This is a genomic window from Streptomyces sp. NPDC039736 (genome assembly GCF_055596485.1).
The window spans coordinates 596,730-622,732 of the sequence record NZ_JBVIUQ010000003.1; the positions used below are offsets into that span (position 1 = coordinate 596,730).

The 26,003-nt window shown below is 73.8% G+C and carries 20 protein-coding genes; 14 read left to right on the forward strand and 6 right to left on the reverse strand.

Features of this window, described 5'->3' with window-relative positions:
• Positions 1-83 precede the first annotated feature (83 nt).
• The 3 genes from ACZ56L_RS12200 (at position 84) to ACZ56L_RS12210 (ending at position 3,602) form a co-directional block, all read left to right on the forward strand.
• On the forward strand, positions 84-2,330 hold the full coding sequence (locus ACZ56L_RS12200; protein ID WP_471063556.1) for a catalase: 2,247 nt from the start codon (positions 84-86) through the stop codon (positions 2,328-2,330).
• 356 nt (positions 2,331-2,686) lie between these two features.
• Entirely contained in the window at positions 2,687-3,358 is a 672-nt protein-coding gene (locus ACZ56L_RS12205; protein ID WP_471063558.1) for a DUF998 domain-containing protein, read from the forward strand.
• 34 nt (positions 3,359-3,392) lie between these two features.
• Positions 3,393-3,602 (forward strand): DUF4287 domain-containing protein, encoded by a 210-nt coding sequence (locus ACZ56L_RS12210; protein ID WP_468689038.1) that lies wholly within the window; start codon positions 3,393-3,395, stop codon positions 3,600-3,602.
• 73 nt (positions 3,603-3,675) lie between these two features.
• Here the strand turns inward: ACZ56L_RS12210 and ACZ56L_RS12215 are convergent, their stop codons facing one another.
• Positions 3,676-4,248, reverse strand: coding sequence for a TetR/AcrR family transcriptional regulator (locus ACZ56L_RS12215; protein WP_471063851.1), 573 nt, complete (start codon positions 4,246-4,248; stop codon positions 3,676-3,678).
• 89 nt (positions 4,249-4,337) lie between these two features.
• On the opposite strand from ACZ56L_RS12215, the gene ACZ56L_RS12220 reads away from it, so the two are divergent.
• The 3 genes from ACZ56L_RS12220 to ACZ56L_RS12230 all read left to right on the forward strand — a co-directional run bounded on the left by ACZ56L_RS12220 (position 4,338) and on the right by ACZ56L_RS12230 (position 8,390).
• On the forward strand, positions 4,338-4,829 hold the full coding sequence (locus tag ACZ56L_RS12220; protein ID WP_345227410.1) for an FBP domain-containing protein: 492 nt from the start codon (positions 4,338-4,340) through the stop codon (positions 4,827-4,829).
• A gap of 328 nt (positions 4,830-5,157) precedes the next feature.
• On the forward strand, positions 5,158-7,299 hold the full coding sequence (locus ACZ56L_RS12225) for a glucose PTS transporter subunit IIA (RefSeq protein ID WP_401762029.1): 2,142 nt from the start codon (positions 5,158-5,160) through the stop codon (positions 7,297-7,299).
• Positions 7,300-7,523: 224 nt separating this feature from the next.
• Complete coding sequence (locus ACZ56L_RS12230) at positions 7,524-8,390, forward strand: PRD domain-containing protein (RefSeq protein WP_345227405.1); 867 nt, start codon at positions 7,524-7,526, stop codon at positions 8,388-8,390.
• Positions 8,391-8,418: 28 nt separating this feature from the next.
• Here ACZ56L_RS12230 and ACZ56L_RS12235 read toward each other — a convergent pair whose 3' ends face one another.
• Together ACZ56L_RS12235 and ACZ56L_RS12240 are read right to left on the reverse strand one after the other, a co-directional pair.
• Positions 8,419-8,838, reverse strand: a complete 420-nt coding sequence (locus tag ACZ56L_RS12235) for a hypothetical protein (protein WP_468689043.1) — start codon at positions 8,836-8,838, stop codon at positions 8,419-8,421.
• 99 nt (positions 8,839-8,937) lie between these two features.
• Positions 8,938-9,942, reverse strand: coding sequence for an SDR family NAD(P)-dependent oxidoreductase (locus ACZ56L_RS12240; RefSeq protein WP_345227400.1), 1,005 nt, complete (start codon positions 9,940-9,942; stop codon positions 8,938-8,940).
• Between the two features lie 216 nt (positions 9,943-10,158).
• On the opposite strand from ACZ56L_RS12240, the gene ACZ56L_RS12245 reads away from it, so the two are divergent.
• The 5 genes from ACZ56L_RS12245 (at position 10,159) to ACZ56L_RS12265 (ending at position 18,362) form a co-directional block, all read left to right on the forward strand.
• Positions 10,159-11,343, forward strand: a complete 1,185-nt coding sequence (locus tag ACZ56L_RS12245; RefSeq protein WP_401762023.1) for a zinc-dependent alcohol dehydrogenase — start codon at positions 10,159-10,161, stop codon at positions 11,341-11,343.
• A gap of 179 nt (positions 11,344-11,522) precedes the next feature.
• On the forward strand, positions 11,523-12,110 hold the full coding sequence (locus tag ACZ56L_RS12250; protein ID WP_345227975.1) for a hypothetical protein: 588 nt from the start codon (positions 11,523-11,525) through the stop codon (positions 12,108-12,110).
• 70 nt (positions 12,111-12,180) lie between these two features.
• Entirely contained in the window at positions 12,181-12,828 is a 648-nt protein-coding gene (locus ACZ56L_RS12255; RefSeq protein ID WP_345227396.1) for a hypothetical protein, read from the forward strand.
• A gap of 1 nt (position 12,829) precedes the next feature.
• Positions 12,830-16,966 carry a protein kinase domain-containing protein gene (locus tag ACZ56L_RS12260; RefSeq protein ID WP_471063562.1) on the forward strand — a complete coding sequence of 1,379 codons (4,137 nt, stop codon included), beginning with the start codon at positions 12,830-12,832 and terminating at the stop codon, positions 16,964-16,966.
• Positions 16,967-17,087: 121 nt separating this feature from the next.
• Positions 17,088-18,362 (forward strand): hypothetical protein, encoded by a 1,275-nt coding sequence (locus tag ACZ56L_RS12265; protein ID WP_471063564.1) that lies wholly within the window; start codon positions 17,088-17,090, stop codon positions 18,360-18,362.
• Between the two features lie 73 nt (positions 18,363-18,435).
• On the opposite strand, the gene ACZ56L_RS12270 is transcribed toward ACZ56L_RS12265, so the two are convergent.
• Complete coding sequence (locus tag ACZ56L_RS12270; RefSeq protein ID WP_345227388.1) at positions 18,436-19,149, reverse strand: S1 family peptidase; 714 nt, start codon at positions 19,147-19,149, stop codon at positions 18,436-18,438.
• A gap of 329 nt (positions 19,150-19,478) precedes the next feature.
• On the opposite strand from ACZ56L_RS12270, the gene ACZ56L_RS12275 reads away from it, so the two are divergent.
• Positions 19,479-20,735, forward strand: coding sequence for a cation:proton antiporter (locus tag ACZ56L_RS12275; RefSeq protein WP_345227386.1), 1,257 nt, complete (start codon positions 19,479-19,481; stop codon positions 20,733-20,735).
• Between the two features lie 8 nt (positions 20,736-20,743).
• Here ACZ56L_RS12275 and ACZ56L_RS12280 read toward each other — a convergent pair whose 3' ends face one another.
• Complete coding sequence (locus tag ACZ56L_RS12280) at positions 20,744-22,387, reverse strand: PP2C family protein-serine/threonine phosphatase (protein WP_401762016.1); 1,644 nt, start codon at positions 22,385-22,387, stop codon at positions 20,744-20,746.
• A 167-nt stretch (positions 22,388-22,554) separates the two neighbouring features.
• On the opposite strand from ACZ56L_RS12280, the gene ACZ56L_RS12285 reads away from it, so the two are divergent.
• Entirely contained in the window at positions 22,555-22,893 is a 339-nt protein-coding gene (locus ACZ56L_RS12285) for a hypothetical protein (RefSeq protein WP_468689056.1), read from the forward strand.
• 124 nt (positions 22,894-23,017) lie between these two features.
• Positions 23,018-24,034 carry a DNA topoisomerase IB gene (locus ACZ56L_RS12290; RefSeq protein WP_468689057.1) on the forward strand — a complete coding sequence of 339 codons (1,017 nt, stop codon included), beginning with the start codon at positions 23,018-23,020 and terminating at the stop codon, positions 24,032-24,034.
• Between the two features lie 26 nt (positions 24,035-24,060).
• Here ACZ56L_RS12290 and ACZ56L_RS12295 read toward each other — a convergent pair whose 3' ends face one another.
• Complete coding sequence (locus tag ACZ56L_RS12295; RefSeq protein WP_471063568.1) at positions 24,061-25,785, reverse strand: thiamine pyrophosphate-dependent enzyme; 1,725 nt, start codon at positions 25,783-25,785, stop codon at positions 24,061-24,063.
• Positions 25,786-26,003 lie beyond the last annotated feature (218 nt).

The following is a 26,003-nucleotide window of genomic DNA, read 5'->3' on the forward strand; positions in this document are numbered from 1 at the left end:
CCCGTCGCCGGACCTGGAGCCAGACGACCGGAGGAATCGCAGTGGAAGAGTCCCGCCCCCGTGAGCACTCGCGTGGCAACCCGGTGAAGGAAACCGCAGAGAAGATCGTCGACGCGCTGCGGCCCGGAACGGGCGGCGGTCCCGACGTTCCGGGTCGTCCGGTGCCGGTGCCGGTGCCGGTGGAGGAGCCGACGCAGGTGCGTGGGCCGTTGCCGCCGAAGCCGGACCAGCGGGGTCCCGCGACGGTCAGCCCGACGGGTGAGGCGACCGGGGTCGACCAGGAGGTGGTGGCGCAGCGTGAGGCGTATCTGACGACCGCGCAGGGCGCCCGGCTCTACGACACCGATCATTCCCTGAAGGCGGGTGAGCGGGGTCCGGTGCTGTTGCAGGACCACCACTTGCGGGAGAAGATCACCCACTTCGATCACGAGCGCATCCCCGAGCGTGTGGTGCATGCGCGTGGTGCGGCCGCGCACGGCACGTTCACCTCGTACGGGACGGCTGCCGGGGTGACGAAGGCCGCGTTCCTGGGTGAGGGGGTGGAGACGGAGGTGTTCGTGCGGTTCTCCACCGTGCTGGGTTCGCGGGGTTCGGCGGACACGGTGCGCGACACGCGGGGGTTCGCGACGAAGTTCTACACCGGGGAGGGGACCTTCGACCTGGTGGGCAACAACATTCCGGTGTTCTTCATCCAGGACGCCGTCAAGTTCCCCGACGTCATCCACGCCGGGAAGCCGCATCCGGACCGGGAGATCCCGCAGGCGCAGAGTGCCCATGACACGTTCTGGGACTTCGTGACCCTGCACACCGAGGCCACGCACCACACGATGTGGAACATGTCGGACCGGGGCATTCCGCGTTCGTACCGGATGATGGAGGGCTTCGGCGTCCACACCTTCCGCCTGGTCAACGCGCAGGGCAAGACGTCGCTGGCGAAGTTCCACTGGAAGCCGAAGCTGGGGGTGCACTCCCAGGTGTGGGAGGAGGCGCAGCTCACCGCGGGCATGGATCCCGACTTCCACCGCCGTGATCTCGCCGATGCGATCGAGGCGGGGGCGTTCCCGCAGTGGGAGCTGGGTGTCCAGGTCTTCCCCGACAACCCCGAGCAGGTCTTCGAGGGCATCGACCTGCTGGACCCCACGAAGATCGTCCCCGAGGAGCTGGCGCCTGTGCAGCCTCTGGGGCTGCTGACCTTGAACGCGAACCCGACGAACTACTTCGCGGAGACCGAGCAGGTCGCCTTCCACCCCGGCCACCTCGTGCCGGGCATCGACATCACCGACGACCCGCTGCTGGCGGGGCGGCTGTTCTCCTACCTGGACACCCAGATCAGCCGGCTGGGCGGCCCCAACTTCGGGCAGCTTCCCATCAACCGCCCGCACGCCCCCGTCAACGACATGCTCCGCGACGGCATGCACCAGACCGCCGTCCACTCCGGGGTCGCCCCGTACAAGCCCAACTCCCTGGACGGGGGCTGTCCCTTCCTCGCGGGCGAGGACATGTCCGCCTACATTGAGGTCGCCCAGCCGGTGGCCGGGCGCAAGGTGCGCCAGTCGCCGGCCTCCTTCAGCGACCACTTCAGCCAGCCGCGCCAGTTCTGGCTGAGCATGACCCCCGTGGAGCGCGAGCACATCGTGGCCGCGTACACCTTCGAGCTGAACAAGTGCTTCGAGCAGGGCATCAAGGAACGGGCGCTGAAGGTCCTCGCCAACATCGATGCCGACCTGTGCGCCCAGGTCGCCACCGGGCTGGGCCTGCCCGCCCCCCAGGCGACCGTCCCGCACGCATCCGTCGATCCCAGCCCGGCGCTCTCGCAGGTCGGCGGGGAATGGCCGGCCGACGGGCGGATCATCGGAATCGTCGCAGGCCAGGACCTCACCGGTCTGCGCGAGGTGCGTCAGGCGGTGCTGGACGCGGGCATGGTGCCGCTGGTCGTCGCGGCCACCGGCGGCACCCTCGACGACGGCACGGGCGAGCCGGTCACCGTCCAGCGCACCTTCACCACCGCCCGCTCCATCGAGTTCGACGCGATCCTGCTGGCCGGAACCCCCGCCGCAGGCGCGGACGCCTACGCCGCCCGCGACGCCAAGGCCGACGAATCCCGCGCCCACGTCACCGACCCCCGCGTCCTGCTCCTGGTCTCCGAGGCCTACCGACACGGCAAAGCCATCGGCGGCTGGTCCGGCGCCCTGCACGTCCTGGAGGCGGCCGGCGTCCCGGACCTGGCACCGGGTGTGGTGCTCGGCGACGAGGGTCCCGCGGTGCTGGGCGAGCTCACCGGACTGCTGGCCAAGCACCGCGTCTGGGAGCGCTTCCCGACGGAGGTCTGAGCGCGAAGCGGTTCTGAACCACACGGGTGTGGGCCGCCCCGGCAGCTGCCGGGGCGGCCCACACCCGTACGCGTGAACGGGCCCGGCCGGCCGTGCGGTACGGGTGTCACTGTCGCGAGTCCGGCCCGGTCGCCCGGTGCGGGTGTCGTCGCCGCGAGCCCAGTCCGCCGTCCGTCGCGAGTCCGGCCCGCCGTCCGTCGCGGACACCGCCGCCGCGAGCCGCGCCGCCGCCCCGGCGCACCCCCGCGTTGTGACCCGCCCCACACCCCACCTGCGATGACTTTCCCCGCCGCCGGTCCACCCATCACCCACACGGCGATGGACAAGACCGCCGCAGCGACGGAGAAGGACCGGACATGACGCCTACGCTCACCTCCCCCGCCACCCGCACGGCCACCCCCGCCCGCACGGCGGTCCCCTCCCGCCTCGGCGGCCGTCGGGCCCTTCGCTGCGCCGTCGCGGCGGGGCCGCTCTTTCTCGGAGCGGGTGCGGCGCAGGCGCTCACCCGGGACGGCTTCGACCTCACCCGCAACGCGCTGAGCCAGCTCGCGCTGGGCGGAGCGGGCTGGGTCCAGACCCTCAACTTCCTCGTCGCCGGAGCCCTGTTGCTCGTCGGCGCGAGCGGACTGCGCCGGACGCGAGCGGCGGGCAGAGGCGGCCCGGTCCTGATCGCCGTCTTCGGGCTGTCCTTCTGGGCGGCCGCCGCCTTCCCCGCCGACGCGGGCGCGGGCTTCCCCGTGGGCGCGCCGGAGGCGACCGCGATGACCGGTACCGGTGCCGCGCACATGGCCGCGGGCATGATCGGTTACCTTGCGCTGTGCGCCGCGTTCTTTGTACTGGCCCGCCCGCTCGCCGAGCGGGGGCACCGCACCTGGGCCGCGGCGTCGCGGGTCGTTCCGGCCGTGGTGCTCGCGGGCTTCGCGGCCTCGGCCGCCTCGGTCCTGGCCTTCACCGCGGGTGCGGCGCTCGGACTCCTGTGGCTCAGCGCCGTACTGCTCCGGCTCACCGCCACCCCCGTACCGCACTGACCGACCAACCGCACTCCACAGCAGAGGACTTGACATGACGGACGCAGTGAAGGGCCCGGCCAGCTACTTCCCCTCGATCGAGAAGAAGTACGGCCGCCCCGTCTCCGAGTGGCAGGACCTGATCCGGGCCTCCCCGCTCACCAAGCACATGGAACTCGTCTCCTGGCTCAAGAGCGAACACGGCCTGGGCCACGGTCACGCCAACGCCCTGGTCGCCCACACCCTGGCCGAGACGCCCAAGTAGCACCCGCTTCCCGAAGGGCGGCCACAGGCGCGGAGGACCTGGAGCGGGCCGGCACCGGCCCGCCGGGTCCGGCTCAGCGAGCCGTCGGCCAGGTGCGCAGCAACGTGTCCAGGGCGCGGACGATCTCCGTCCAGCTCTCCTGCGCGTCGGGCGCGCTCCGGGCGAAGCCCCCGGCCGACTCCAGCGTGACGTATCCGCTGAAGACGGCCCCCAACAGCCGTACCGCGTGCGTCTCGTGCGGTTCGGCCAGACCGTACCCGCGCAGCACCGCCCGCGACATCTGCGCGTGCCGCACACCCGCGCCGCCGGCGGCGGTCTCGTCGTCGAGGGGGTAGCGGGCGGCGGTGAAGCGGCCCGGGTGGGCCAGGGCGTAGTCGCGGTAGGCGTCGGCGAAGGCGGTCAGGGCGTCCTCGCCCGCCCGTCCGGCCACCGCGAGGGCCGCCCGGTCGGCGAGTTCCTCTAGGGCGAGCAGGGCGATGCGGGTCTTGAGGTCGTGGGCGTTCCGCACGTGCGAGTACAGGCTCGCCGTCTTCACCCCGAACCTGCGGGCCAGCTCCGCCGGGGTCGTCCGCTCGAAGCCGATCTCGTCCGCCAGCTCGGCGCCCGCCCGCACCAGGCGTTCCGTGGTCAGTCCTGCCCGGGCCATGCCCACCTCCGCCTCGTCGTCCACACCGTGTCCCTGCGGAGACGATTATTCATTTGCCTAATGTCATTAGGCAAATTAGCGTTGCCGTTATGAAGCAGTTGACCGAACGAGAGATCCGCACCGCCTTCGTGAACTGCACGAAGGGCGAGGCCAAGCGGATGCACGTACCCCACGACCTGGCGGACCGCCCCTGGGACAAGCTGGACTACTTCGGCTGGCGCGATCCCCAGGCCATGGACCGGGCCTACCTCGTCGCCGAACTCGACGGCCGCCTGGTCGGCGTCCAGCTCCGCACCCCCGGCGCGGGTTCCTGGCAGAACCGGCCCAGCATGTGCCACGTCTGCATGACCGGCCGCACCGGCGGCGTCTCGCTGATGGTCGCGCCGAAGGCGGGCAAGGCCGGGCAGCAGGGCAACTCCACCGGCATCTACCTCTGCAGCGACCTCGCGTGCTCCCTCTACCTGCGCGGCCTGAAGGACGCGGGCGTCGGCTCCCGGCTGCACGAGTCCCTCACCCTGGAGGAGAAGGTCCAGCGCACCATGGCCAACCTCGCGGCGTTCGTCGCCACGGTGACCTCCTGACGCGGTCCACCGCGGCCGGGGCGGGGAGGCCGTTCACGGCCGGGCGGGGCGGAGGGTGCGGGGGCACCCCGGAGCAGGTGCTACAGTCGCCCTGATCGATCTCGATCGCAGGATTGTTACTCCCCGAGGACGTGACCGTTCATCGCCCCGCGCGATGCGACGGTGGCTCACCGCTTGAGGGGAGGCAAGGCCTGGGACGCGCCGCGTGCGCGACCCGGGCCTTTTTTGTTGCCCTGTGGTGGCTTTTGTCCTCACGCGGCGCGTATCCGGCGGACGAGGTCGCGGACCGATCCAGCACGGCACGTGCCCACAGGTGCAAGGACGCATCATGAACACACACGCAACGGGACCCGAGGCACTCGCGGAGAAGATTCTCCGCGGTGTCGGCGGCGCCGCGAACGTCGAGAGCCTCACGCACTGCGCGACGCGGCTGCGCTTCCAGCTCCACGACGGAGAGAAGGTCGACAAGGCCGCCCTCGACGCCCTGGACGGCGTCATGGGGACGGTGGCCCAGTCCGGCGACCGCTTCCAGATCGTCATCGGCGGAGCCGTCGCCCGCGTCTACTCCGCGATCACGGGCCTGCCCTCGATGACCGGCGGCGGCACTCCCCGCCCGCAGTCCGACGCCGAGGTCAAGGCCGCCGCCAGGGCCAAGGGCCGGGGCCGCTACGGCTGGGTCGACAACTTCTTCGAGTACCTCTCGGACTCGTTCCGCCCGCTGATGGGCGTGCTGCTCGGCTCCTCGCTGATCATCGCGATCGCCTCCGTGCTCGACGCGTTCGGCGTGGTCGACTTCCGGGCCGCCGACAAGTCCGCCACCTGGGTCTTCGTCGACGCCATGTGGCGCTCGGTGCTGTACTTCCTGCCGATCTTCGTCGCGTACAACGCGGCCAAGAAGCTGAAGATCGACCCGTGGGTCGGCGCCGCCGTGATGGCCGCGGTGATGACCCCGAACTTCACCGGGATGCTCAACAAGGACTCCGGCATCCCCGGCATCACCTGCACCACCAACGGCACCCTGGGCACCCAGGAGTGCGTGGCGCACGTCTTCGGGCTGCCGATGCAGCTCAACGACTACGGCGGCCAGGTCTTCGTGCCGCTGCTGATGGTCGCCCTGCTCGCCCTCGTCTACAAGGGCCTCCAGAAGATCTTCCCGGAGAACGTGCACATGGTCTTCGTGCCGTTCTTCAGCATGCTGATCATGATCCCGGTGACCGCCTTCCTCATCGGCCCGATGGGCATCTGGGCGGGCAACGGCCTCGGCGAGGGCCTGTCCTGGCTGAACGGCAACGCCCCGATCGTCTTCGCGATCATCATCCCGCTGATCTACCCGTTCCTGGTCCCGCTGGGCCTGCACTGGCCGCTCAACGCGCTGATGCTGGTCAACATCAACACCCTCGGCTACGACTTCATCCAGGGCCCCATGGGCGCGTGGAACTTCGCCTGCTTCGGCGCCACCGCCGGTGTGCTGCTGCTCTCCGTGCGCCACCGCGAGAAGGAGATGCGCCAGACCGCCACCGGCGCGCTCGCCGCGGGCCTCTTCGGCGGCATCTCGGAGCCCTCGCTGTACGGCATCCACCTGCGCTTCAAGCGGATCTACCCGCGCATGCTGGTCGGCTGCCTCGTCGGCGGCGTGCTGGTCGGCGTCCTCGGCGGGGTCGACACCAAGGCGTTCGCCTTCACCTCGCTGCTGACCATCCCGGTCTTCTCCCCGATGGCCACCTACGGCATCGCGATCACCGCGGCCTTCTTCGTCTCGATGGCCCTCGTGTACTTCTCCGACTTCCGTACGCCGCAGGAGCGCGCCGAGACCAACGCCGAGCGGGACGCGGCGGAGGGCGCGGGTGCGGCGGGCGCCGCCGACGCCGACATCGCCGCTCCCGCTGCCGCTGCCGCTGCCGACGACCGTGAGCTCGCCGCCGTCGGCGCCTCCGCCGCCGGTGCGTCGGCCGCCGCCCCGTCCGTCGGCGGCACCGCCGCCGCTGCCGCGTCCGGCGTCCCCCGCGCCTGTGGCAAGGAGACCGTCCTCGTCGCTCCGGTCGCGGGCCGCGTCATCAGCCTCGACGAGGTCCCGGACCCCGTCTTCGCCTCCCGCGCGCTCGGCGAGGGCGTGGGCGTCGAGCCCGCCGACGGCCGGGTCGTCGCCCCGGTCGACGGCGAACTGGTCACCGTCACCGCCACCGGGCACGCCTTCGGCATCCGCACCGCCGACGGGGTCGAGGTGCTCGTGCACGTCGGCATCGACACGGTGCAGATGAAGGGAGAGGGCTTCGACGTACGGGTCGAGGCCGGCCGGCGGGTGAGCGCGGGCGACCTCCTCGCCGAGGTCGACCTGGCCGCCATTCGTGCCGCCGGGCACCCGGCCGTCACCCTCATGACCGTCCCCAACACCGCCGACCTCGCCTCGGTCGAGCCGCACACCGGGCAGGACGTGAGCGCCGGCGCGCCGGTGGTGACCGTGCGCCGCTGACCGCGACGGCACAGGTTGCGCCACGGTGCCCGCACGCGTCCCGCAGGGGGTGCGTGCGGGCACCGACACGGTTCGGGGGAGGATGGACCGTAGAGCGGGCAATGCATGATCATTGGCCGGAAACCGGGCCACAGATGAAACTCCACGGACGAAACCCCGCGGACGAAACCCGCGCACGTACCACCACGGACGAACCACCACGGACGAGCCAAGGAGAGCGGGCGTTGAAAACGCTGCGTGTCCTCAACAACAACGTGGTCCTCGCGCGCGACGACAAGGGCCAGGAGGTCATCCTCACCGGGCGCGGCATCGGCTTCAACGCCCGCCAGGGCAAGCCCGTGGACCCCGCGCTGATCGTGCGGGTCTTCGTCCCCGCCGACGGCCGCGACCCCGACCACCTGGCCGAAGCGCTCGCCCTGGTCGGCGAGGAAGTGCTGCGGGCCGTCGTGATCGCGCTGGGCGAGGTCGGCATCGAGGGCCGCGAGTCCACCCGCCCCACCCTCGCCATCGCGGTCGCCGACCACGTCGCCGGGGCACTGGACCGGGCCAGGCGGGGCGTCGTCGTGGAGTACCCGCTGCGCGCCGAGGCCCAGGCCCTGTACGCCGACGAGTACGCCCAGGCGCAGCGCCTCCTCGCGGCGATCAACGAACGCGTCGACCCGAAGCTGGACCCCGCCGAGGCGACCGCCCTCACCCTGCACCTGGTCAACGCGGGCTTCGCCTCCGGCGACCTGTCCTTCACGTACACGATGACCGGGGTCATCCAGCAGATGCTGGCCGTCGTGCAGCGGCAGTACGGGCTGGACGCCTCCCGCGAGTCGATGAGCGCGGCGCGCTTCATCACGCACGTGCGCTACCTCTTCGTACGGATCCAGCAGCACCGGCAGCTCACGGGCCACGAGTCCACGATCGGCACGGGCATCCGCCGCCACTACCCGGAGGCGACCCGCACCGCGCAGCGCCTGGCGACGATCGTGGAGATGCGCCTGGGCGAGAGCCTGAGCGAGGACGAGGTCTCCTACCTGGCGCTGCACGTGGCCCGGATGACGATGGACGCGGACGCGGAGACGGGCCCCGACGCCGGGGCCTGAGCCGAACGGGGCGTTTCGGGGACTCCGGTCAGGCCGTGTGGGCGCACGGCTGGGCGTCGCCCGGCGGGATGCACATCCGGCGCACCAGGTCCCGGGTGCTGCGGCCGGTGAGCGTGTTGCGCCAGGTGACGCCCGGGTGGCGGGCGCGCAGATGGGACAGGGCGCGGGTGCCCAGGCCCGTCTTGTGGAAGTGTTCGTCGATGCTGATGTCCGTGATGACGCCCCGGGCACAGCGCTCGCACATCCGGTAGTGGACCTGGCCGACGACCCGCCGTACGTGGACGAGCAGCAGGCATTCCTCGGAGACCCGGCCGGACGGGGCCTGCGGGATGTGGGTGTCGCGGAAGTCGACCGCCCGGTACGCCAGGAGGCGCCGTCGGAGACGGCCGGTGGTGCGGCCCCGACGGCGCGAGTGCTTGGCGCCGGGCCCACCGGTCGACGCAGACACGTGCGGCGGAGTGCTGGGTGCGTGGCGTGCGTGTCGTCCGTGCATGGAGTGGCGAGTGCCCCGGCACGGCGGACCTACGCACCGGCCCTGCCGGGAAAGTCAGGTCCCGGTAGTGCGCCGGCGCTCGTTGTAGGCGCGCGCCGCCCGGTCGTTCAAGGTGGCGGCCAGCGACCGGAGCTGCTCGCGCGCCGAGCGCGGCGTCGCCGCCTCCACGTCGGCGCCCTCCCGCAGCTCCGGCTCGCCGTCGGCCGAGGGCAGGAAACGCGCCGCGCCGTGGCTCAGCCGGGCCGTCAGCACGGGCGCGAGACCGTGCGCCTTGTCCGCGGCCTTGGCCAGCGGGGTCAGCACCACGCGCACCTTCCGCTTCTCGACCGCCGTCACGATGCGGTCGGCGGCGCGCCGGGCGTCCATCGACACCAGCGGCGTGCTCGCCAGCGCCGAGAACCAGGCGTACTCCCGCTCCCGGTCCCCGCCGAACACGGCGTGCAGATGCGACCCGGTGCGCATCAGCCCCGGGTGCACGGCGGTCACCGACACCCCGCCGCGCGCCGCCTCCGTGTACAGCCCCTCGGCCAGCGCCGCCACGGCCGACTTCGCGCACGAGTACGGCAGCAGGTGCGGTACGGCGAGCAGCCCGCCGACCGAGCCGATGAGCGCGAGGCGTCCGCCCGCCCGGCTCTCGCGCAGATGGGGGAGCGCCTCCAGCGCGGTGTGCAGCGCGCCGTGGAAGATGGTGTCCATCGCGTCCTCGTACCCGGCCGTCCCGACCGTCTCGGCGGGGGCGACCTGGATGATCCCGGCGTTGCCGATGACGAGGTCGACGCTGCCGCGGGCCTCCCTCGCCCCCCGGAACAGCTCGGCGACGGCCCCGCGGTCCCGTACGTCACAGACGGCGGTACGGACCGCGGCCCCCGGCCGGCGGGCCCGGAGCAGGGCCGCCGCGCGTTCCAGTTCGGCCTTGTCGCGGGCGGCGACGGTCACCGCGCAGCCCCGCCGCAGCAGTTCGTCGGCGAGCAGCAGACCGAGGCCCCGGGAGCCACCGGTGACGACGGCGGAGAGCCCGTCGAGGTCCCGGGCGGCGCCGGTGGCGGGTGTGTACGACATGAGATCTCCTTGGAGGGCGGGCCGTCGGACGTGAGCTGACGCGAGCCGTCGAACCCGCTCCGCGTACCCCACAGCGGCGTCCCCTCACGTCCGACGTGTGACGGACGCCGACAGGGGAAACCGGGCACAGGACCCAGCCGGGTCGAATCGACCGAGAACAGGGCAGGAACGGCGGACACCCCGCGTGGCCGCCGCCACCGCCCGCAGGAGGCAGAGATGCGAGCACTGACCTGGCACGGCAAGCGCGACGTACGGGTCGAGACCGTCCCCGATCCGCAGATCCAGGACCCAACGGACATCATCGTACGGATCACCTCCTCCGGCATCTGCGGCTCCGACCTGCACCTGTACGAGGTCCTGGGCCCCTTCCTGGACCCCGGCGACATCCTCGGCCACGAGCCGATGGGCATCGTCGAGGAGGTCGGCGCCGAGGTCACGGCGCTGGCGCCCGGCGACCGGGTCGTCGTCCCCTTCAACGTCTCCTGCGGCCGCTGCTACATGTGCGACCGGGGCCTGCACTCCCAGTGCGAGACCACCCAGGTGCGCGAGCGGGGCATGGGCGCGTCCCTCTTCGGCTACACCAAGCTGTACGGCCAGGTGCCGGGCGGCCAGGCGGAGCTGCTGCGCGTGCCGTTCGGCAACACCCTCCCGGTGAAGGTGCCGCACGGCCCGTCCGACGAGCGCTTCGTGTACCTCTCCGACGTGCTGCCCACCGCCTGGCAGGCCGTCGAGTACGCCGATGTGCCTCCCGGCGGGACCGTGGCCGTGCTGGGCCTGGGCCCGATCGGCGAGATGGCGGCCCGGATCGCCCAGCACCGGGGCGCCGGCCTGGTCATCGGCGTGGACCTGGTGCCCGCCCGGCTCTCCCGCGCGCACAGCCGGGGCATCAAGGCCATCGACCTGCGCCGCCACGGCAAGCAGATCGGCGAGGCGATCCGCGAGCTGACCGACGGGCGGGGCCCCGACGCGGTGATCGACGCGGTCGGCATGGAGGCGCACGGCGCGCCGGTGGCGAAGGCCGCGCAGTGGGCGGTGGGGCTGCTGCCGGACGCGCTCGCGGAGAAGCTGATGGAGACCGCGGGCCTGGACCGGCTGAGCGCGCTGTACGCGGCCGTCGACATCGTCCGCCGCGGCGGCACGATCTCGCTGGCCGGGGTGTACGGCGGGGCGGCGGACCCGCTGCCGCTCCTGACCATGTTCGACAAGCAGATCCAGCTCCGGATGGGCCAGGCGAACGTCCGCCGCTGGGTCGACGACCTGCTCCCGCTCCTCACCGACGAGGACCCGCTGGGCGTCGAGGGCTTCGCGACGCACTCGATGCCGCTGGAGGAGGGCCCCAAGGCGTACGAGATGTTCCAGGCGAAGGAGGACGGCATGATCAAGACCCTGCTCAAGCCGTAGCCGACGCCATGGTCAAGACCCTGCTCAAGCCGTAGCCGACGCCATGGTCAAGACCCTGCTCAAGCCGTAGCCGACGCCGTGACACCGGGGCGAACCGGGGACACCATGGAGGGGTGAACCCGAAACCGCGCACCACCGCCCCCCGCCGCAGGCTGCGCTTCGACGGCTGGATCGCCGGAATGGGCACCACCGCAGGCACCCGGATCGTGCTCGGGCACTGGCCGCGGTCCCCCTTCGGCCCGCTCAGCGACGTCATGGTCGAACGGGCCGACGGGGAGCGGCTGTTGCTGGCCCCCACCCCCGGGACCGCCGAGTTCATCCGGCGTACGTACACCTATGACGCCGTCCGCGTCACGCCGGTCCGGGTGAGCGTCGCGGACGGGACCTGGGCGGTCTCGGCGGGCCCGCTCGACCTGCGGTTCCGGGTCGGCGGGCGCGGGCCGCTCGGGCGGCTGCTCCGGGCGGTGCCCGGCCCGCTGGCCGCCCAGCCTGCGTGGTGCGCGGTGACGGACCTGTCCGTACGGTTCGTGCTGCCCGGAGTCCGTACCCGCGGCAGCGCCGGGGGCGGGCGCCGCGAGTGGTACGGCGCGCGGGACCTGCACCCGGTCACCTGGCTCTCCGGCACCTTCGAGGGCGTCGACCTGGGCGGTCTCGCCCCGGTGCAGCCGCCGGTCCGCTTCGGGTTCGGCTCGGTGCCCCGCGACCCCGCCCTCACGCGGATCACCACGACGATCGAACTCGGGGCGGGTGAAGCGGACGTGGAGTGACGCCGGCGAGCGGGCGGGCGACGCGAAACAGCCGTGGTGCGGGCCGAGGGGCGCGTGTTAATTTGCGCGCGTGGCTCAAGCGGACTGGGAAACGCGGCCGATCACCTTCGACACCACCGGGTTCGAACCCCTCGACGGCACCCGGTGGTTCGACCCGCACACCCGGGACGTCGTGGTGCTCGGCGTGCACGAGGCCCTGCCGCGCAGCACCCACTGGCTGTACGAGATCGAGGTGCTGCGGCGGGAGTTGGCGCACACCCACGCCGCCCGTCCGGTGCCGGGGCCGGCGACCGGCCTCGACCCGCGTCCCACCGCACGGCTCCTGGAGGCGGACGCCGTCGTGCTCGACGGGTGCCTGGCGCTGTACACGCTGGTGGCGGAGAAGCTGCCCAGATCGGCGACGGGACGGCTGTTCCGGGCCTCCTTCGTGCTCGCCAAGAAGGACCGCACCGCCGTGCTGACGGGGCAGTTCGAGGAGTGGGAGATCAGCGGCGTGCGCGAGTCGCTGGTCAGCATGAAGACGGGCGGCCCGGACCGGCGGCGGGGCGGCCACCCGTACGACCCCGGGCTGCCGTACGAGCCGAGCGACGATCCCGCGTGGGACGAGCAGTTCCCCCGCCACCCGCTCACCAAGGCGCGGGCGTGGGCGCGCACCGTGCGCGAAAGCGCCGCCGTGGCCCGGGAGTTCAAGGCGCTGCCCGCCTTCCGGACCCGCTGAGGTGCCGCCCGCCGGGGAGCTGTGGGAGCTCGGCGACGTCGTCGCCGGCCAGTACGAGGTGACCGGCGTGCACACCGCCGGCGGCATGGGCCTCGTCTACCGGGTGCGGCACCGCGAATGGGGCTCGGACCTGGCCGTGAAGTGCCCGCGCCCCGAGCTGTTCCGCACGGCCGAACAGCGGCGGGACTTCGTGCGCGAGGCCGAGACCTGGGTGTCCCTCGGGCTGCACCCGCACGTCTGCGGCTGCCACTACGTACGCGTCCTCGGCGGTGTTCCCAGGGTCTTCGCCGAGTACGTCCCCGGGGGCAGCCTGCGTGACCTGATCCGGGACGGCCGCCTGTACGAGGGCGGCCCCGCCCGGGCCCTGGCCCGCGTCCTGGACCTCGCCGTGCAGACCGCCTGGGGCCTTCAGCACGCCCACGACGCCGGCCTCGTCCACCAGGACGTGAAACCCGCCAACGTCCTCCTCGACGCGGACGGCACCGCCAAGGTCACCGACTTCGGCATCGCCCGCGCCCGCGAGGCGACCGGCGGCGAGGCGGCCGCCGCGGGCATGACCATGGCGTACGCCTCGCCCGAACAGGCCCTGCGCAGACCGCTGGGCGTGCGCACCGACGTCTACAGCTTCGCCGTCTCCCTGCTGGAGATGTTCACCGGCGAGGTGACCTGGCTGATCGGCCCCGTCGCGGGCGAGTCGCTCGCGGCACGGCGGGCCGAGCACGAGGGGCCCCTCCCGCTGCCGCCGGAGGTCGCCGCCCTGCTGGCGCGCTGCCTGCGCGAGGACCCGGCCGAACGGCCGTCGTCCATGCTCGCGGTCGCCGACGAACTCAGCGCGCTGTATGCCCGGTTGACCGGGACTCCCTACCCGCGGACGCGGCCCCGCGCCGCCGGGCTGCGCGCCGACGAACTCAACAACCGGGCCCTCTCCCTCCTCGACCTCGGCCGCACCGACGAGGCCGACGCCGCCTTCGCCGCCGCCCTCGCCTGCGACCCCCGCCACCCCGAAGCCACCTACAACGCGGGCCTGGCCCGCTGGCGGCGCGGCGCGGTCACCGACGAGGACCTGGTCACCGCCCTCGAAGCCGCCCGCGCCGACGCCCAGGACGCCGACCGGGTGCGCCCCCTCCTCGCCGAGGTGCAGCGCGAGCGCGGCGCGACCGGCCCCCGGGACGACGTGCGCGAGCTGCCCTGGCTGTCGCACCCCACGAACGGCACCAAGGTGCGGCTCACCCGCGACGGCCGCCGCGCCCTGACCGTCGTCCGGGGCACGGTCCGCCTCTGGGACCTCGCCACCGGTCGCTGTTTGCGCCGGCTCGACGGCAGCCACGGCCCGGTGGACCTCGGCGAGGACGGGCGGCGGGTCGCCGCCGTGGGCTCCGACGGCCTGGTCCGGCTGTGGGACGCGGAGCGCGGCCACTGCCTCCGGACCTTCACCCCCGCCTACCGCTCCGGCGACACCGCCGTACGGCCGCCCCGCTACCTCCCCGGCCCCGGCCTGGTCGTCGCGGGCACCAGCGACGGCACGCTCCTGGGCTGGGACGTCACCACGGGCCGGGTGCGCTACACCCTGGAGGGCTTCCACCACGGGCCGACGCAGGCGACCGCCGACGGCCGCCGCCTGGTGTTCCACGGGCCCGGCGGAGCGGTGTCCGTGCGCGACCCGGAGGGCGCGCGCGCCTGCACGCACGCGCCGGTGCGGAGCCTCTTCCCCTCGCCCCTGTGCCTCTCCGCCGACGGACGCACCGCGGCCTGCGCCACCCACGACGGCACCCACGTGTGGTCCCCGCCCACCGGCGAGCTGCTGCGCACCCTCCCCGGCTCCGCCGCCTGCGTCGACCTGAGCCCCGACGGCCGCCTCCTGGTGAGCGGCAGCCGGGACGGCGGGGTCCGGCTGTGGGACGTGGCCACCGGCCGCGTCCTGCGCACCTACCGGGGGCACGACGGCCCGGTCGAGGCCGTGGTGTTCCTCGACGACGGGCTGCACCTGCTCTCCGCCGGGCAGGACCGCACCGTGCGCCGCCGCCGGCTGCCCGGGACGTACACGGCGGCCGCCCGGCTCAGCCGCCCGCGCCGCCACGACGAACTGAGCACCTTGCAGAGCAGGGTCGCGGCCCTGGTCGACGCCGCCGAACAGGACCGGCGGGGCGGCCGCCCGGCCGCCGCCCTCGACCGGCTCATCCGGGCCCGCGCCGTCCCCGGCCACGAACGCGACCCCCACGCCCTCGCCGCCTGGCGCGCCCTGGGCCGGGAACCGTACGTCAACAGGACCGGCCTGCTCGCCAGTTGGCCCTCGCGCACGCTGGGCAGGTTCGAGGGCCGCACCAACCTCGCGCTGTCCCCGGACGGCCGCACGGCGGCCGTCCGCCTTCCGCACGACCTCCACCTCCTCGACGTGGCCACCGGCGAGCGCGGCACGGTCATCGGCGGGCTGCCGGAGACGTACGGCATGAACGTCCTGCGCACCGTCCGCTTCACCGCCGACGGCCGCACCGTGCTGACCGCGAACGCCGACGGCACCCTGGACGCCTGGTCGGTGGCCGACGGCGCCCGGCGGGCCTCCCTGCGCCTCACTCTCGGCGCGGCGGCCGCCGCCTTCACCGGGGACGGGACGCGCGCCCTGGTGTGGAGCGCCGACCGGCGCGTACGGCTGTGGGACCTGGCGGACGGCACGTGCCTGCGCACCCTGGACGGCGACCACGGCCACGACCCCGGGCTGTGGCTCGCCCCCGACGGCCGGACCGCCGCGAGCGCCGGCCCCGGCGACACCGTGCGGATCTGGGACCTGACCACCGGCCGCCGCCTGCGCGAGCTGCGCGGCCACACCGCACCCGTGGCGGCGATCGCCGTCGACGAGCGGCGCGGCCTGCTGGTGTCCTGCGGCGGCCGGGGCGACGGCCGCATCCGCCTCTGGGACATCCGGACCGGCCGGTGCCTCAGGGAGTTCGACGGCCAGCCCGACTGCTCACGGGCCATCCGGCTCACCCCCGACGGCCGCTTCGCGCTCTCGCGCGACAGCCGCGGCGCGCTGCGGGTGTGGTCGCTGGACACCGGCCGCTGCCTGCGCGCACTCGACGGCGCGTGCCAGGACGCCGTGCTCGGCCCGGACGCCTGCTGGGCGCTGGTCGCGGACGCCGAAGGAGACCTGAAGACTTGGGAGTTCGACTGGGAACTGGCGGTCGACCCGGCGGCGTCCGAGAGGACAGAGCCGAGCGGGACCGCCGGGACCGCCGGGACAGTGGGGACAGCGGGGCCGGAGGAGGGAACTGCCGTGTCGTACGGCCGAGTTGAGCACGGGCGCGCCGCCGGGCGCCGCAGGACCGAACTGGAGCCGCTGCTCCGGGCGTTGGTGCGCATGACCGCCGACCCCGGTCTCGACACCTGGGAGGCCCGCCACGCCCGCGAGGCGCGGACCGGCGACCCGGACGCGATGATCCGCCTGGGCGTCGCCCTGCTCGACAGGGGCGACACCGAGGGAGCGCTGCGGGAGTTCCGCCGGGCGGCCGACCTCGGCAGCCCGCTGGGGATGAACAACCTCGCCGTCGTCCTCAAGCGGACGGGCCGGCCGGCCGAGGCCGCGGCGTGGGAGCGCCGCGCCGCCGAGGGGGGACACCCGGCGGCGATGGTGCAGGAAGGATTCCGCGCCTACCGGGAAGGGCGGATGCCGGAGGCGGAGCGGTGGCTGCGCGGCGCGTCCGAGAAGGGCGACGAGGAGGCGATGCTGGTGCTCGGCATGATGCTCAACGAGAGCGACCGGCTCCCGGAGGCCGAGAAGTGGCTGCGCGCCGCGGCCGACAAGGGGCACTCGCCCGCCATGTTCAGTCTGGCCCTGCTGATGCAGCGGCTGGAGCGGCACGCGGAGGCCGAGCAGTGGTACCGCAGGGCCGCCGACAAGGGCGAGGCCCAGGCCATGAACAACCTGGGCAACATCCTGCGGCACAGCGACCGCGGGGCCGAGGCCGAGCAGTGGTACCGGCGTTCGGCCGAGGCGGGGGAGCCGATGGGCATGCTCAACCTGGGCGAGGTGCTCGAAGCCAGGAGCCCGGCGGAGGCCGCCCAGTGGTACCGCCAGGCCGTCGCCAAGGGCTCGGAACGAGCCGCCTCCCACCTCCGCCGCCTCCAGCAACACGGCCTCGCCTGACGCCCCGGCCCCACCGCACCCCACCCGGGTGCGCCCGACCCACCGCCCCGCACCCCGGCCCGACCCGCACCCCGGCCCGACCCGCCCGCCCGGCCCCACGCACGAGGAAGAGGGGAACACGATGCTGCTCACGCGCGTCTTCACGATGCCCGACGTACGCCGGCGGCTGCTCGTCACGCTGCTGGCCGTCCTGCTGTTCCGCCTCGGCCAGCACCTGCCGCTGCCCGGCGTCGACGTCACCGCCGTCGCGGCGGCCGACCGGCCCGGCGGGCGACTCCCCGGCCTCCTCGACCTGCTCACCGGCGGCGGCCTCGCGCACCTCTCGGTCTTCGCGTTCGGCGTCCTGCCGATGATCGCCGCGCACTGGGTGCTGGTGCTCGGCGGGCTTCTCCTCCCGCGCCTGCGCGCGGCGGCGGAGGCGGGCCGGGCGGGGGAGGCGCTGCTGGCGCGTTGCGCCCGGTATGTGGCCGTGCTGCTCGGCGCGGGGTCCGCCGTCCTGGTCGTGCGCATGGCCGTCAACGGCCGGCCCTCGCTCGCCGGGGCGGGCACGGACGTCCTGCGCGACACCGGCGCGCTCACGCAGATCACCCTGGTGGCCTGCCTGACGGCCGGCACCGCCGCCGTGCTGTGGCTGAGCGCGACGATCACCCACCGCGGCTTCGGCGAGGGCCTGTCCCTCCTGCTCCTCGCCCAGGTCGCGGCGGTCTTCCCCGGCCAGGTCCGGGAGGTGGCCCGCGCCCACGGCGGCTGGGCCGGGGCGGTCGCCCCCCTGGCCCTCCTGCTCGCCCTGGCACTCGCCACGGCCCTGGTCGTCACCGTCCGCCACAGCGCGCGCCGCGTCCCGGTCCAGTACGCGAAACGCATGATCGGCCGCAGGGCGTACGGCGGCGCCACGGCGTACGTCCCGATCCACGGCGGCAGGGGCGGCTTCGACGCGATGCTGCTGGGCTCGCTGCTCCTGCTGCTGCCCGCCCCGCCGGCCCCCTGGCTGGTGGCGGCGTACGCCCTGGTCGTCCTCGTGGGGGTGTTCCTGCGCGGGGCACTGGAGTTCGACGCCGTCGGGATCGCGGACCGGATGAAACGGCAGGGCGGTTTCGTCCCGGGCATCCGGTCGGGGCGGCCGACCGCCGAGTACCTCTCGTACGTCCACCTGCGCGTCACCCTGGCCGGGGCGGTCGCGACGACCCTGGCCGCGCTGCTCCTGGCGGGCGTGCTCACCCTGCCGGGACTGCACGCCCGGGGCGCCGCCCTCGGCGTCACGACGCTGGTCGTCGTCGTGCGTCTGGGGGTCGACACGGTGCTCCCGACGGCCCGCCAAATAGGCTCCCGCATCCGCCGTCCCGACCTGCCGCCGTTACGGGGACCGGGCGGGCGGGGGGAGAGGACGGCGACCTGAGCGGCCGGGCCCCGGCACGACGCCGCCGCCCGGCGGGGGAGCGCCCGGCGACGGCACTGCGCGCGGCGAGAGGTCAGACTCCCGCCACCGAGCGGATCCAGGACCGGTAGGCCGTGACGTTCGTGTACGCGGTCGTGGTCTGGCGGTCACTGGTGGAGGCGACGCCCACCTGGCTGCCGTTGGCCATCATCGGGCCGCCCGAGTCGCCGCCCGCGGTGATGCCGTTGCCCCGGCGGGCGCAGATCGCCGAGCCGCCGTAGGCGTCGCTGCAACCGCCCGTGACGGTCACGTTGGCGACCTTCAGCATCCGGGACTGGCAGTTGATCTCCGAGCCGCACTGCGAGGTGGCGCCCCAGCCGTAGACCTGCACGCTCTGCCCGACCGACACCGAACCCGGCTGCCCGAGCCGCGAGTACGTGCCGGACACCGAGCGGTCAAGCCGCACCAGGGCCAGGTCGGAGCTGTGCGTGTACGTCTGGGCGCCGTTGGCCGTGGTGCCGCCGCTGTGCTGGTCGAGGCTGCCGATGCGGAAGGAGAGGCCGCCGCCGGAGACGCAGTGCTTGGCGGTCAGGATCCAGGTGGGCGCGATGATCGTCGCGGAACAGGTCTCTCTGCCGTTGGAGAAGAGCCGCGCGGCCCACGGCGCGTTCGAGGCGTAACCGCCGCCGATGATCGGCTGGGTGCCCGTGGCGGACGGGGTCGGAGCTGCGGTGGCGGTGGGGGACAGCAGGGCGATGACGGAGACCGCTGCGGCCAAGGCGGTGGGCACCAGCCGGGCTATCTTCATGGTTCCTCGTTTCGTGGGGACACGCCGAGGGTGGCGTGCGCGTGGGGGTCGACGGCCCCAGGGTGCGCGACGGCAGGGGGCGCCGGGTACTAACGACTGGGCATAACGCGGGCTTGTGCCCCCGCCGGGACCCGGGCCCGGCCCGCCGTCCCACGCGGGGCGGATTTCACGTACATACGTGTGAAACCGGCGGCAGGAGGAAGACGATCACGACACGCGACGCACGGCATCCGTGAGCGGGGGAGCGGGCGGACGAAGGCGTAGCGTCGAACTTGAGTCCACGCCCGGGTGACCGGCCTGGCGGGAGGCGAGCCGAGGACGGAGACCATGTGACCCTCACCGACGGGGTGTACGCCTGCGCGGGCGTGGGCGCGCTGCTCACCGGGGTGCTGCCCCGCGCGCTCGCCGGGCGGCCGGTGTCGCTGCCGCTGATCTTCCTGGCGGGCGGCTTCTGCGTGTACCTGCTGCCCCTTCAGCTTCCGGCGATCGACCCGGTCGCCGACCGGCAGATCACCGAGCACCTCACCGAGATCGGCGTGATCGTCGCGCTGATGGGCGCCGGCCTCGCCCTCAACAGGCCGGTCGGACGCCGCAGTTGGTCCACCACCTGGCGGCTGCTCGGCATCACCATGCCGCTGACCGTGGCCGTCACCGCCCTCCTCGCGTGGGGGCTGCTGGACTGGCCCCCGGCGGCGGCCCTGCTGCTGGCCGCCGTCCTCGCCCCCACCGACCCCGTCCTCGCCGCGGAGGTGCGGGTGGGGGAGCCCACGTCGGACGAGGACGACGAGGACGAAGTGCGGTTCGCCCTCACCAGCGAGGCGGGCCTCAACGACGGTCTCGCCTTCCCCCTCGTCTACGCGGCGGTCGCCCTGGCCGCCGCCGCGGGCGGCGGCTGGTCGGCGGGCTGGATCGGCGGCTGGGCGCTCCAGGACGTCCTGGTCAAGTGCACGGTCGGCGTCCTCGGCGGAATCCTCGTCGGCCGTCTGCTCGGCTGGCTGTTCTTCCGGCCCCGCTCCTCGGTGCTGCGCCTGTCGGCCCATCGCGAGGGCTTCGTCGCGCTGGGCGCCACCTTCCTCTCGTACGGCACGACCGAACTCGCCGGCGGCTACGGCTTCCTGGCCGTGTTCACCACCGCCTGCACCATCCGGGCGGCCGAACGCTCCCACGGCTACCACAACGTCCTGCACGACTTCGTGGAACAGGTCGAGCGTCTGCTCACCGCGGCGGTGCTGTTCCTGGTCGGCGCCTACATCGCCTCCGGCGGCCTCGCCGGACTCACCTGGCGCGGCGCGCTCGTCGCACTCGCGGTGCTGCTGGTGATCCGCCCCCTGACCGGCTGGATCGGCCTGCTGGGCGGCAGCCCGCGCGGTGTGGAACGCTGGGTCGTCGCGGGGTACGGCATCCGCGGCATCGGCTCCCTCTACTACCTCGCCTACGCGCTGGGCCAGACCGGTTTCCCGGTGCCCGAGAGCGAGTTGTGGGCCGTGGTGACCTTCACCGTGCTGGTCTCCGTCGTCCTGCACGGCGTCACGTCGGGGCCCGTGGTCTCCCGCCTGGACCGCAGGCGGGAGAAGGCGGCCTCATAGGGCCGCGGTCACAGCGCGGCGTGCAGCACGCAGGTGTCGTCGTGCCGGGACTCAGGACCGACCAGCGCGTCCAGGACGCGGTCGTTGCCCACCTGGTCGGCGGCGGCGCGCGCCAGCCGGGCGAGCCCCTCGTAGATGTCCCGGCCGGGCACCTCGACCAGGCCGTCCGTGTACAGCAGCAGGTGGTCGCCGGGCAGCAGTTGGAGCGTGGCCTCCTCGTAGCAGGGGGCCGCCATCGCCCCGAGCAGGATGCCGCGGGGGACCGGCAGGTAGCGGGGCTGGCCCGCGCGCAGCAGCAGCGGCGGCAGGTGCCCGGCCTGCACCCAGGTCAGCCGGGCGGTGGCGGGATCGTACCGGCCCATGATCATCGTGGCCGTGCCGTAGTTCCGCCCGGAGGTGTGCAGCAGCAAGGTGTTGAGGCGGGTGAGGATCTCCGGCAGGGGGGTCCCGGTGATGGCCATGCCCTTGGCGGTGAAGCGCAACTGCGCCATGGTGGCCACCGCGTCCAGCCCGTGCCCGGCGACGTCGCCGACCACCAGCAGGGCGCTGCCGTCGGGGAGTTCGATGGCGCTGTACCAGTCGCCGCCCACGTTGAGCCCCTCCTGCAAGGGGTGGTACGCCACATCCACCGTCAGCCCGGCCAGGCGCAGGGACTGCTTCGGCAGCGGCAGCAGGGCGTGCTGGAGGCGGGCGGCGAGGTCCTTCTCGGCGGCCAGCAGACTGCGCTGGGCGGAGGCCGCCTGCTGGTGCTCCAGCACCTGCTGCGCGGCCCGGGACACCGCGGTGCGGTCCTGGAAGAACCCGTGCACCTCCACCGGCGCCCCCCGGGCGTCGAGCTCCGCCTCCGCGACGATCCGCACGTGCCGGGTCTCCCCGCCGGGCGTGGTGACGCGGAACGTGTGGTCGACGGCGGCGCCCCCGCCCAGCAGCCGCCGCACCGTCTCGGCCACCCCCGGCAGATCCTCCGGCACGGCGCACCCGGGGAGCTCCCGCAACGTCAGCGGACCCAGCGAGCGGTCCCGGCCGAAGACCGCGAAGACCTCGTCCGACCAGGTGATCTCGTTGAGCACCAGGTCCCAGTCCGCCCACCCCATCCCGGCCAGCCGCTGCATCACCGTCAGCCGCCGCTGCTCGCGCTCCCCGGTGTCCAGCCGCACCCAGGAGACCAGCAGACCGCCCCGGCAGGCCGCCGCGCGCACCGTGAAGCGCGACCGGTGCGGGATGCCGGCGAGCACCTCCTCGTACTCGAACGGTTTGCTCTCGTAACGCCCGCCGCCCTCCAGCGCCGTGAGGTACCCCTGCCACAGCTCGCTCTGCGCCACCGTGGGATACGTCTCCAGCACGCTCAGGCCGACCATCTCCGGGCCCCGGCGGGACCCGATGTCGACCGCATCGGGTGAAGCGGCCGCGATCCGGAAGTCGACGACCGCGCCGTCGGACCCGCGCACGGGCAGCAGGAAGGTGGCCGAGCCGGGCAGCGCGTTCAGGATCTCCTGCACCGCGGACGCGGGCACGGCGAAGGCGCCGTCGTCCTCCGCCGTGCGTACCCGGGGCACGAGGCAGCGGCCGGCGGCGAACACCGGATCGCCGTCCACGGCGCTCCAGCCGTCCACACTCGACGGAGCCGCTCCCGGCTCATCGCGGTCAGTCATGCCCTGAGCATGGCACGCCGCGCCACCTGGATTCAGCCCTTGTGCCGTTGACTCCGCCCGGGGAGGGCCTCCGGCGGGTTCCCGCGCGCGGTCGGCCCGCGCACCCGGCTCACCTGCCCGGTGGGTGTCCGTGGTTGGTTCGGGGCGCGAACGGGAACCGGTGACCCGTGAGCACCACCGACCCCGCCCCGCCGCCGCACACTCCCGACGGCCGCTACGTCCTCATCAAGGGCCGCCGCTGGCGGGCCACCGACCCCGAACTCCCGGCCGACGTCGCCGACCGGCTGCGCCACCACCTGATGGCGGCGCGCCGCGCCGTCGGCGCCGCCCTGCGCGCCGAGGACGCGGCGGCCGAACGCGCCGCCCGCGCCCGGGTGCAGAGCGCCAAGGTGGCCCTGGGCGAGCGCGGCACCCCCTGGTGGGAGCAGACCGACGAGGAACGCCGCCACCGCTGGGAGACCGGACTCGCGGAACTCGACGCCGGCACGGACCCCGCCTCCCGGTAGGCCGGGTACCCCGGCGCTTCCGGACCTGCGTACGAACGGCCCCCCGTACGAACGGGTCCCGCAGGCACGGCCCCCCGTACGAACGGGCCCCCGCACGAACGACCGACCACAGGGAAGACCCGCCATGCGTCTGCGCACCTCCGACACCCACGCCCCGGGCTGGCGCCGCGTGCGCCACGGCCGGGGCTTCCGCTACCTCGACGCCACCGGCGCCCCCCTCACCGACCCCGCGCACAAGGAGCGGATCCGGGCCCTGGCCATCCCGCCGGCCTGGCAGGACGTCTGGATCTGCCCCTGGCCCAACGGCCACGTCCAGGCGCTGGGCACCGACGCCGCGGGCCGCCGCCAGTACCTCTACCACCCGGAGTTCCGCGCCCGGCAGGAGCAGTCCAAGCACGAACACGTCCTCCAGGTCGCCGCCGCCCTCCCGCAGCTCCGCGAACGCGTCGCCGAGGACCTGGCGGGCCGCGGGCTGTCCCGCGAGCGGGTCCTGGCCTGCGCGGTACGGCTGCTGGACCTCGGCTTCTTCCGGATCGGCACCTCCGCCTACGCCCGGGCCAACGAGACGTACGGACTCACCACCATGCTCCCCGAGCACGTCGAGTGCCGCCGCGGCGAGATCGCGTTCTCCTACCCCGGCAAGGGCGCCAACTGGCAGGTGCGCGCCCTGGTGGACGCCCCCGCCCACGACGTCGTACGGGCTCTGCTGCGGCGGCGCTCCGACGGCTGCCAGCTCTTCCGGTACTGGCAGGGCGGCGCCTGGCACGACGTCACCAGCGCGGACCTGAACGCCTGCCTGCGCGAGCTCACCGGGACGGACATCACCGCCAAGGACTTCCGCACCTGGCACGCCACCGTCCTCGCCGCGGTGGGACTCGCGGTGTCGGTGCGGGCCGGACGCCTGTCCCCGGCGGCCCGCAAGCGCGCGGTGGCCCGGGTGGTGCGCGAGGTGAGCCACTACCTCGGCAACACCCCGGCCGTGTGCCGCGCCTCGTACATCAATCCCCGGGTGGTCGAGCTCTTCGAGCGGAACAGGACCATCGCCGACGACCTGGACCGCCTCGGCGAGGACGCCGCCGCCGGGCACCCGGCGACCAGGGGCCCGGTCGAGGACGCCGTGCGCGGGCTGCTGCTGGAATGACGCGCGGCCCGGCCCCGGGGCGACGCTCAGCCCGAGCTGTCCAGGTTCTCCCGGACCTTCGCGATCGCGAATCCCCAGCCCTGCTGCACGGTCGGCTTGGCGGGCACCGCGACCTCCTCCGGGTTCGTCAGCACGTCCAGCACCACGGGCCCCGGCTCCTCGAACGCCCGCCGCACCCCCTCCGCGAGGTCCTCGGCCCGCTCCACCCGGATGCCCGTGATGCCCAGCGCCCGCGCCACGGCCGCGAAGTCCGGGTTGTCCAGGACCGTGCCGAACTCGGGCAGCCCGGCCTGCTCCTGTTCCAGCTTCACCATGCCCAGCCGCTGGTTGTCGAAGACGACGAGCTTGACCGGCAGCCGCTCGGTGCGGATCGTCATCAGGTCCCCCAGCAGCATGGACAGCCCGCCGTCCCCGCAGAACGCCACGACCTGCCGGTCCCGGTCCAGCAACTGCGCGCCGATCGACTGCGGCATGGCGTTCGCCATCGACCCGAGGTTGTACGAACCGAGCAGCCGGCGCGAGCCCCGCATCTCGACGAACCGCGACAGCCACACCGTCGCCATGCCGGTGTCCGAGGTGAACACGGCGTCGTCGGCCGCCACCCGGTCGATCGCGGCGGCCAGCGCCTCCGGGCGCACCAGGTGGTCCCGGTTGTCGAACGCCGAGCGCATCCTGCCCACCAGCCCCCGGTCGTGCCCGGGCTCGGCGAGCTTGGCCTGTCCCTCCTGCCACTTCAGGAACTTCTTGCGGGCCGACTCCAGATGCTCCCGTTCCTTGCGCGCCCCGACGCGCTCCAGCAGCCCCCGCACGGTCGGCCCCACGTCCGCCGCGAGCCCGACGTCGACCGGCACCCGCCGCCCGATGTGCTCCGCCACCCGGTCCACCTGGACGACCTTCTTGCCCTCCGGATACCAGTCCCGGTAGGGGAAGTCGGTCCCCAGCAGCACCAGCGTCTCCGCGTGGTCCATCGCCCAGGCCGCCGCCGGATTGCCGATCAGCCCGGTCTGGCCGACCTGGTAGGGGTTGTCGCCCTCGAAGCCCTCCTTCGCCTTGAGCGTGAGGAGCATCGGCGCGCCCAGCCGCTCGGCCAGGGCCAGCACGTCCGCGCGGGACTCCCGCGCGCCCCGTCCCACCAGCAGCGTCACGTCACCGCTCGCGTTGATCAGGCGCGCCGCCTCGTCGAGCGCGGGGTCGTCGGGCCGGTTGCCGGAACCGACGAGGGACAGCCGCAGCGGCCGGTCGGCGGGCAGCTCCTTGTCACCGATGTCGCCGGGCACGGTCAGCACGGCCACGCCCCGCCGGCCGATCGCGGTGCGCACGGCCACCTCCAGCAGCCCCGGCAACTGCTCGGGCGAGGTCACCGTGGCCCGGAACACCGCCACGTCCTTGAACAGCAGGTCGTTGTCGACCTCCTGGAAGTAGTCGGTGCCGACCTCGGCCAGCGGCACCTGCCCGGCGATCGCCAGCACCGGCGTGCCGCTCTTGGCCGCGTCGTACAGCCCGTTGAGCAGGTGCACGGCGCCCGGCCCGACCGTGCCCATGCACACGCCGATCGTGTCCGAGAGCTGCGACTGCGCCCCGGCCGCGAAGGCGGCGGCCTCCTCGTGCCGGCATCCCACCCAGGACACGGACTCCGACGTCCGGATGGCGTCGGTGAGCGGGTTCAGCGCGTCACCGACCACCCCGAAGACGTGCCGGACACCGAGCTCCTCAAGGGTGTCCGCGAAGAGACGGCCAACGGTACGAGCCATGGTCGGGTTTCCTTTCGTCGCGTGTACGAACACGCCTGCCCGCGAATCGACGTCGTCCACACCCCTCCCGCCGCCCCGTGCCGCCGTCCGGGCGGCGGCCGCCGCGGTGTGCGTCCAACGCACCCCGTCGACCGGCGAATTCGGCCCTCCCGACGCAATAGAATCTCTGTTCTAGCGCAAGGGGGGACTCCGCCTTGCCCCATCAGCACCAACGGGGA

Excerpts from the sequence above, each read along its gene's own strand:
- ACZ56L_RS12205 (WP_471063558.1), top strand. The coding sequence starts at position 2,687 with ATGACGCCTACGCTCACCTCCCCCGCCACCCGCACGGCCACCCCCGCC.
- ACZ56L_RS12210 (WP_468689038.1), top strand. The coding sequence starts at position 3,393 with ATGACGGACGCAGTGAAGGGCCCGGCCAGCTACTTCCCCTCGATCGAG.
- ACZ56L_RS12215 (WP_471063851.1), bottom strand. The coding sequence starts at position 4,248 with ATGGCCCGGGCAGGACTGACCACGGAACGCCTGGTGCGGGCGGGCGCC.
- ACZ56L_RS12220 (WP_345227410.1), top strand. The coding sequence starts at position 4,338 with ATGAAGCAGTTGACCGAACGAGAGATCCGCACCGCCTTCGTGAACTGC.
- ACZ56L_RS12225 (WP_401762029.1), top strand. The coding sequence starts at position 5,158 with ATGAACACACACGCAACGGGACCCGAGGCACTCGCGGAGAAGATTCTC.
- ACZ56L_RS12240 (WP_345227400.1), bottom strand. The coding sequence starts at position 9,942 with ATGTCGTACACACCCGCCACCGGCGCCGCCCGGGACCTCGACGGGCTC.
- ACZ56L_RS12245 (WP_401762023.1), top strand. The coding sequence starts at position 10,159 with ATGCGAGCACTGACCTGGCACGGCAAGCGCGACGTACGGGTCGAGACC.
- ACZ56L_RS12250 (WP_345227975.1), top strand. The coding sequence starts at position 11,523 with ATGGGCACCACCGCAGGCACCCGGATCGTGCTCGGGCACTGGCCGCGG.
- ACZ56L_RS12265 (WP_471063564.1), top strand. The coding sequence starts at position 17,088 with ATGCTGCTCACGCGCGTCTTCACGATGCCCGACGTACGCCGGCGGCTG.
- ACZ56L_RS12270 (WP_345227388.1), bottom strand. The coding sequence starts at position 19,149 with ATGAAGATAGCCCGGCTGGTGCCCACCGCCTTGGCCGCAGCGGTCTCC.
- ACZ56L_RS12280 (WP_401762016.1), bottom strand. The coding sequence starts at position 22,387 with ATGACTGACCGCGATGAGCCGGGAGCGGCTCCGTCGAGTGTGGACGGC.
- ACZ56L_RS12290 (WP_468689057.1), top strand. The coding sequence starts at position 23,018 with ATGCGTCTGCGCACCTCCGACACCCACGCCCCGGGCTGGCGCCGCGTG.
- ACZ56L_RS12295 (WP_471063568.1), bottom strand. The coding sequence starts at position 25,785 with ATGGCTCGTACCGTTGGCCGTCTCTTCGCGGACACCCTTGAGGAGCTC.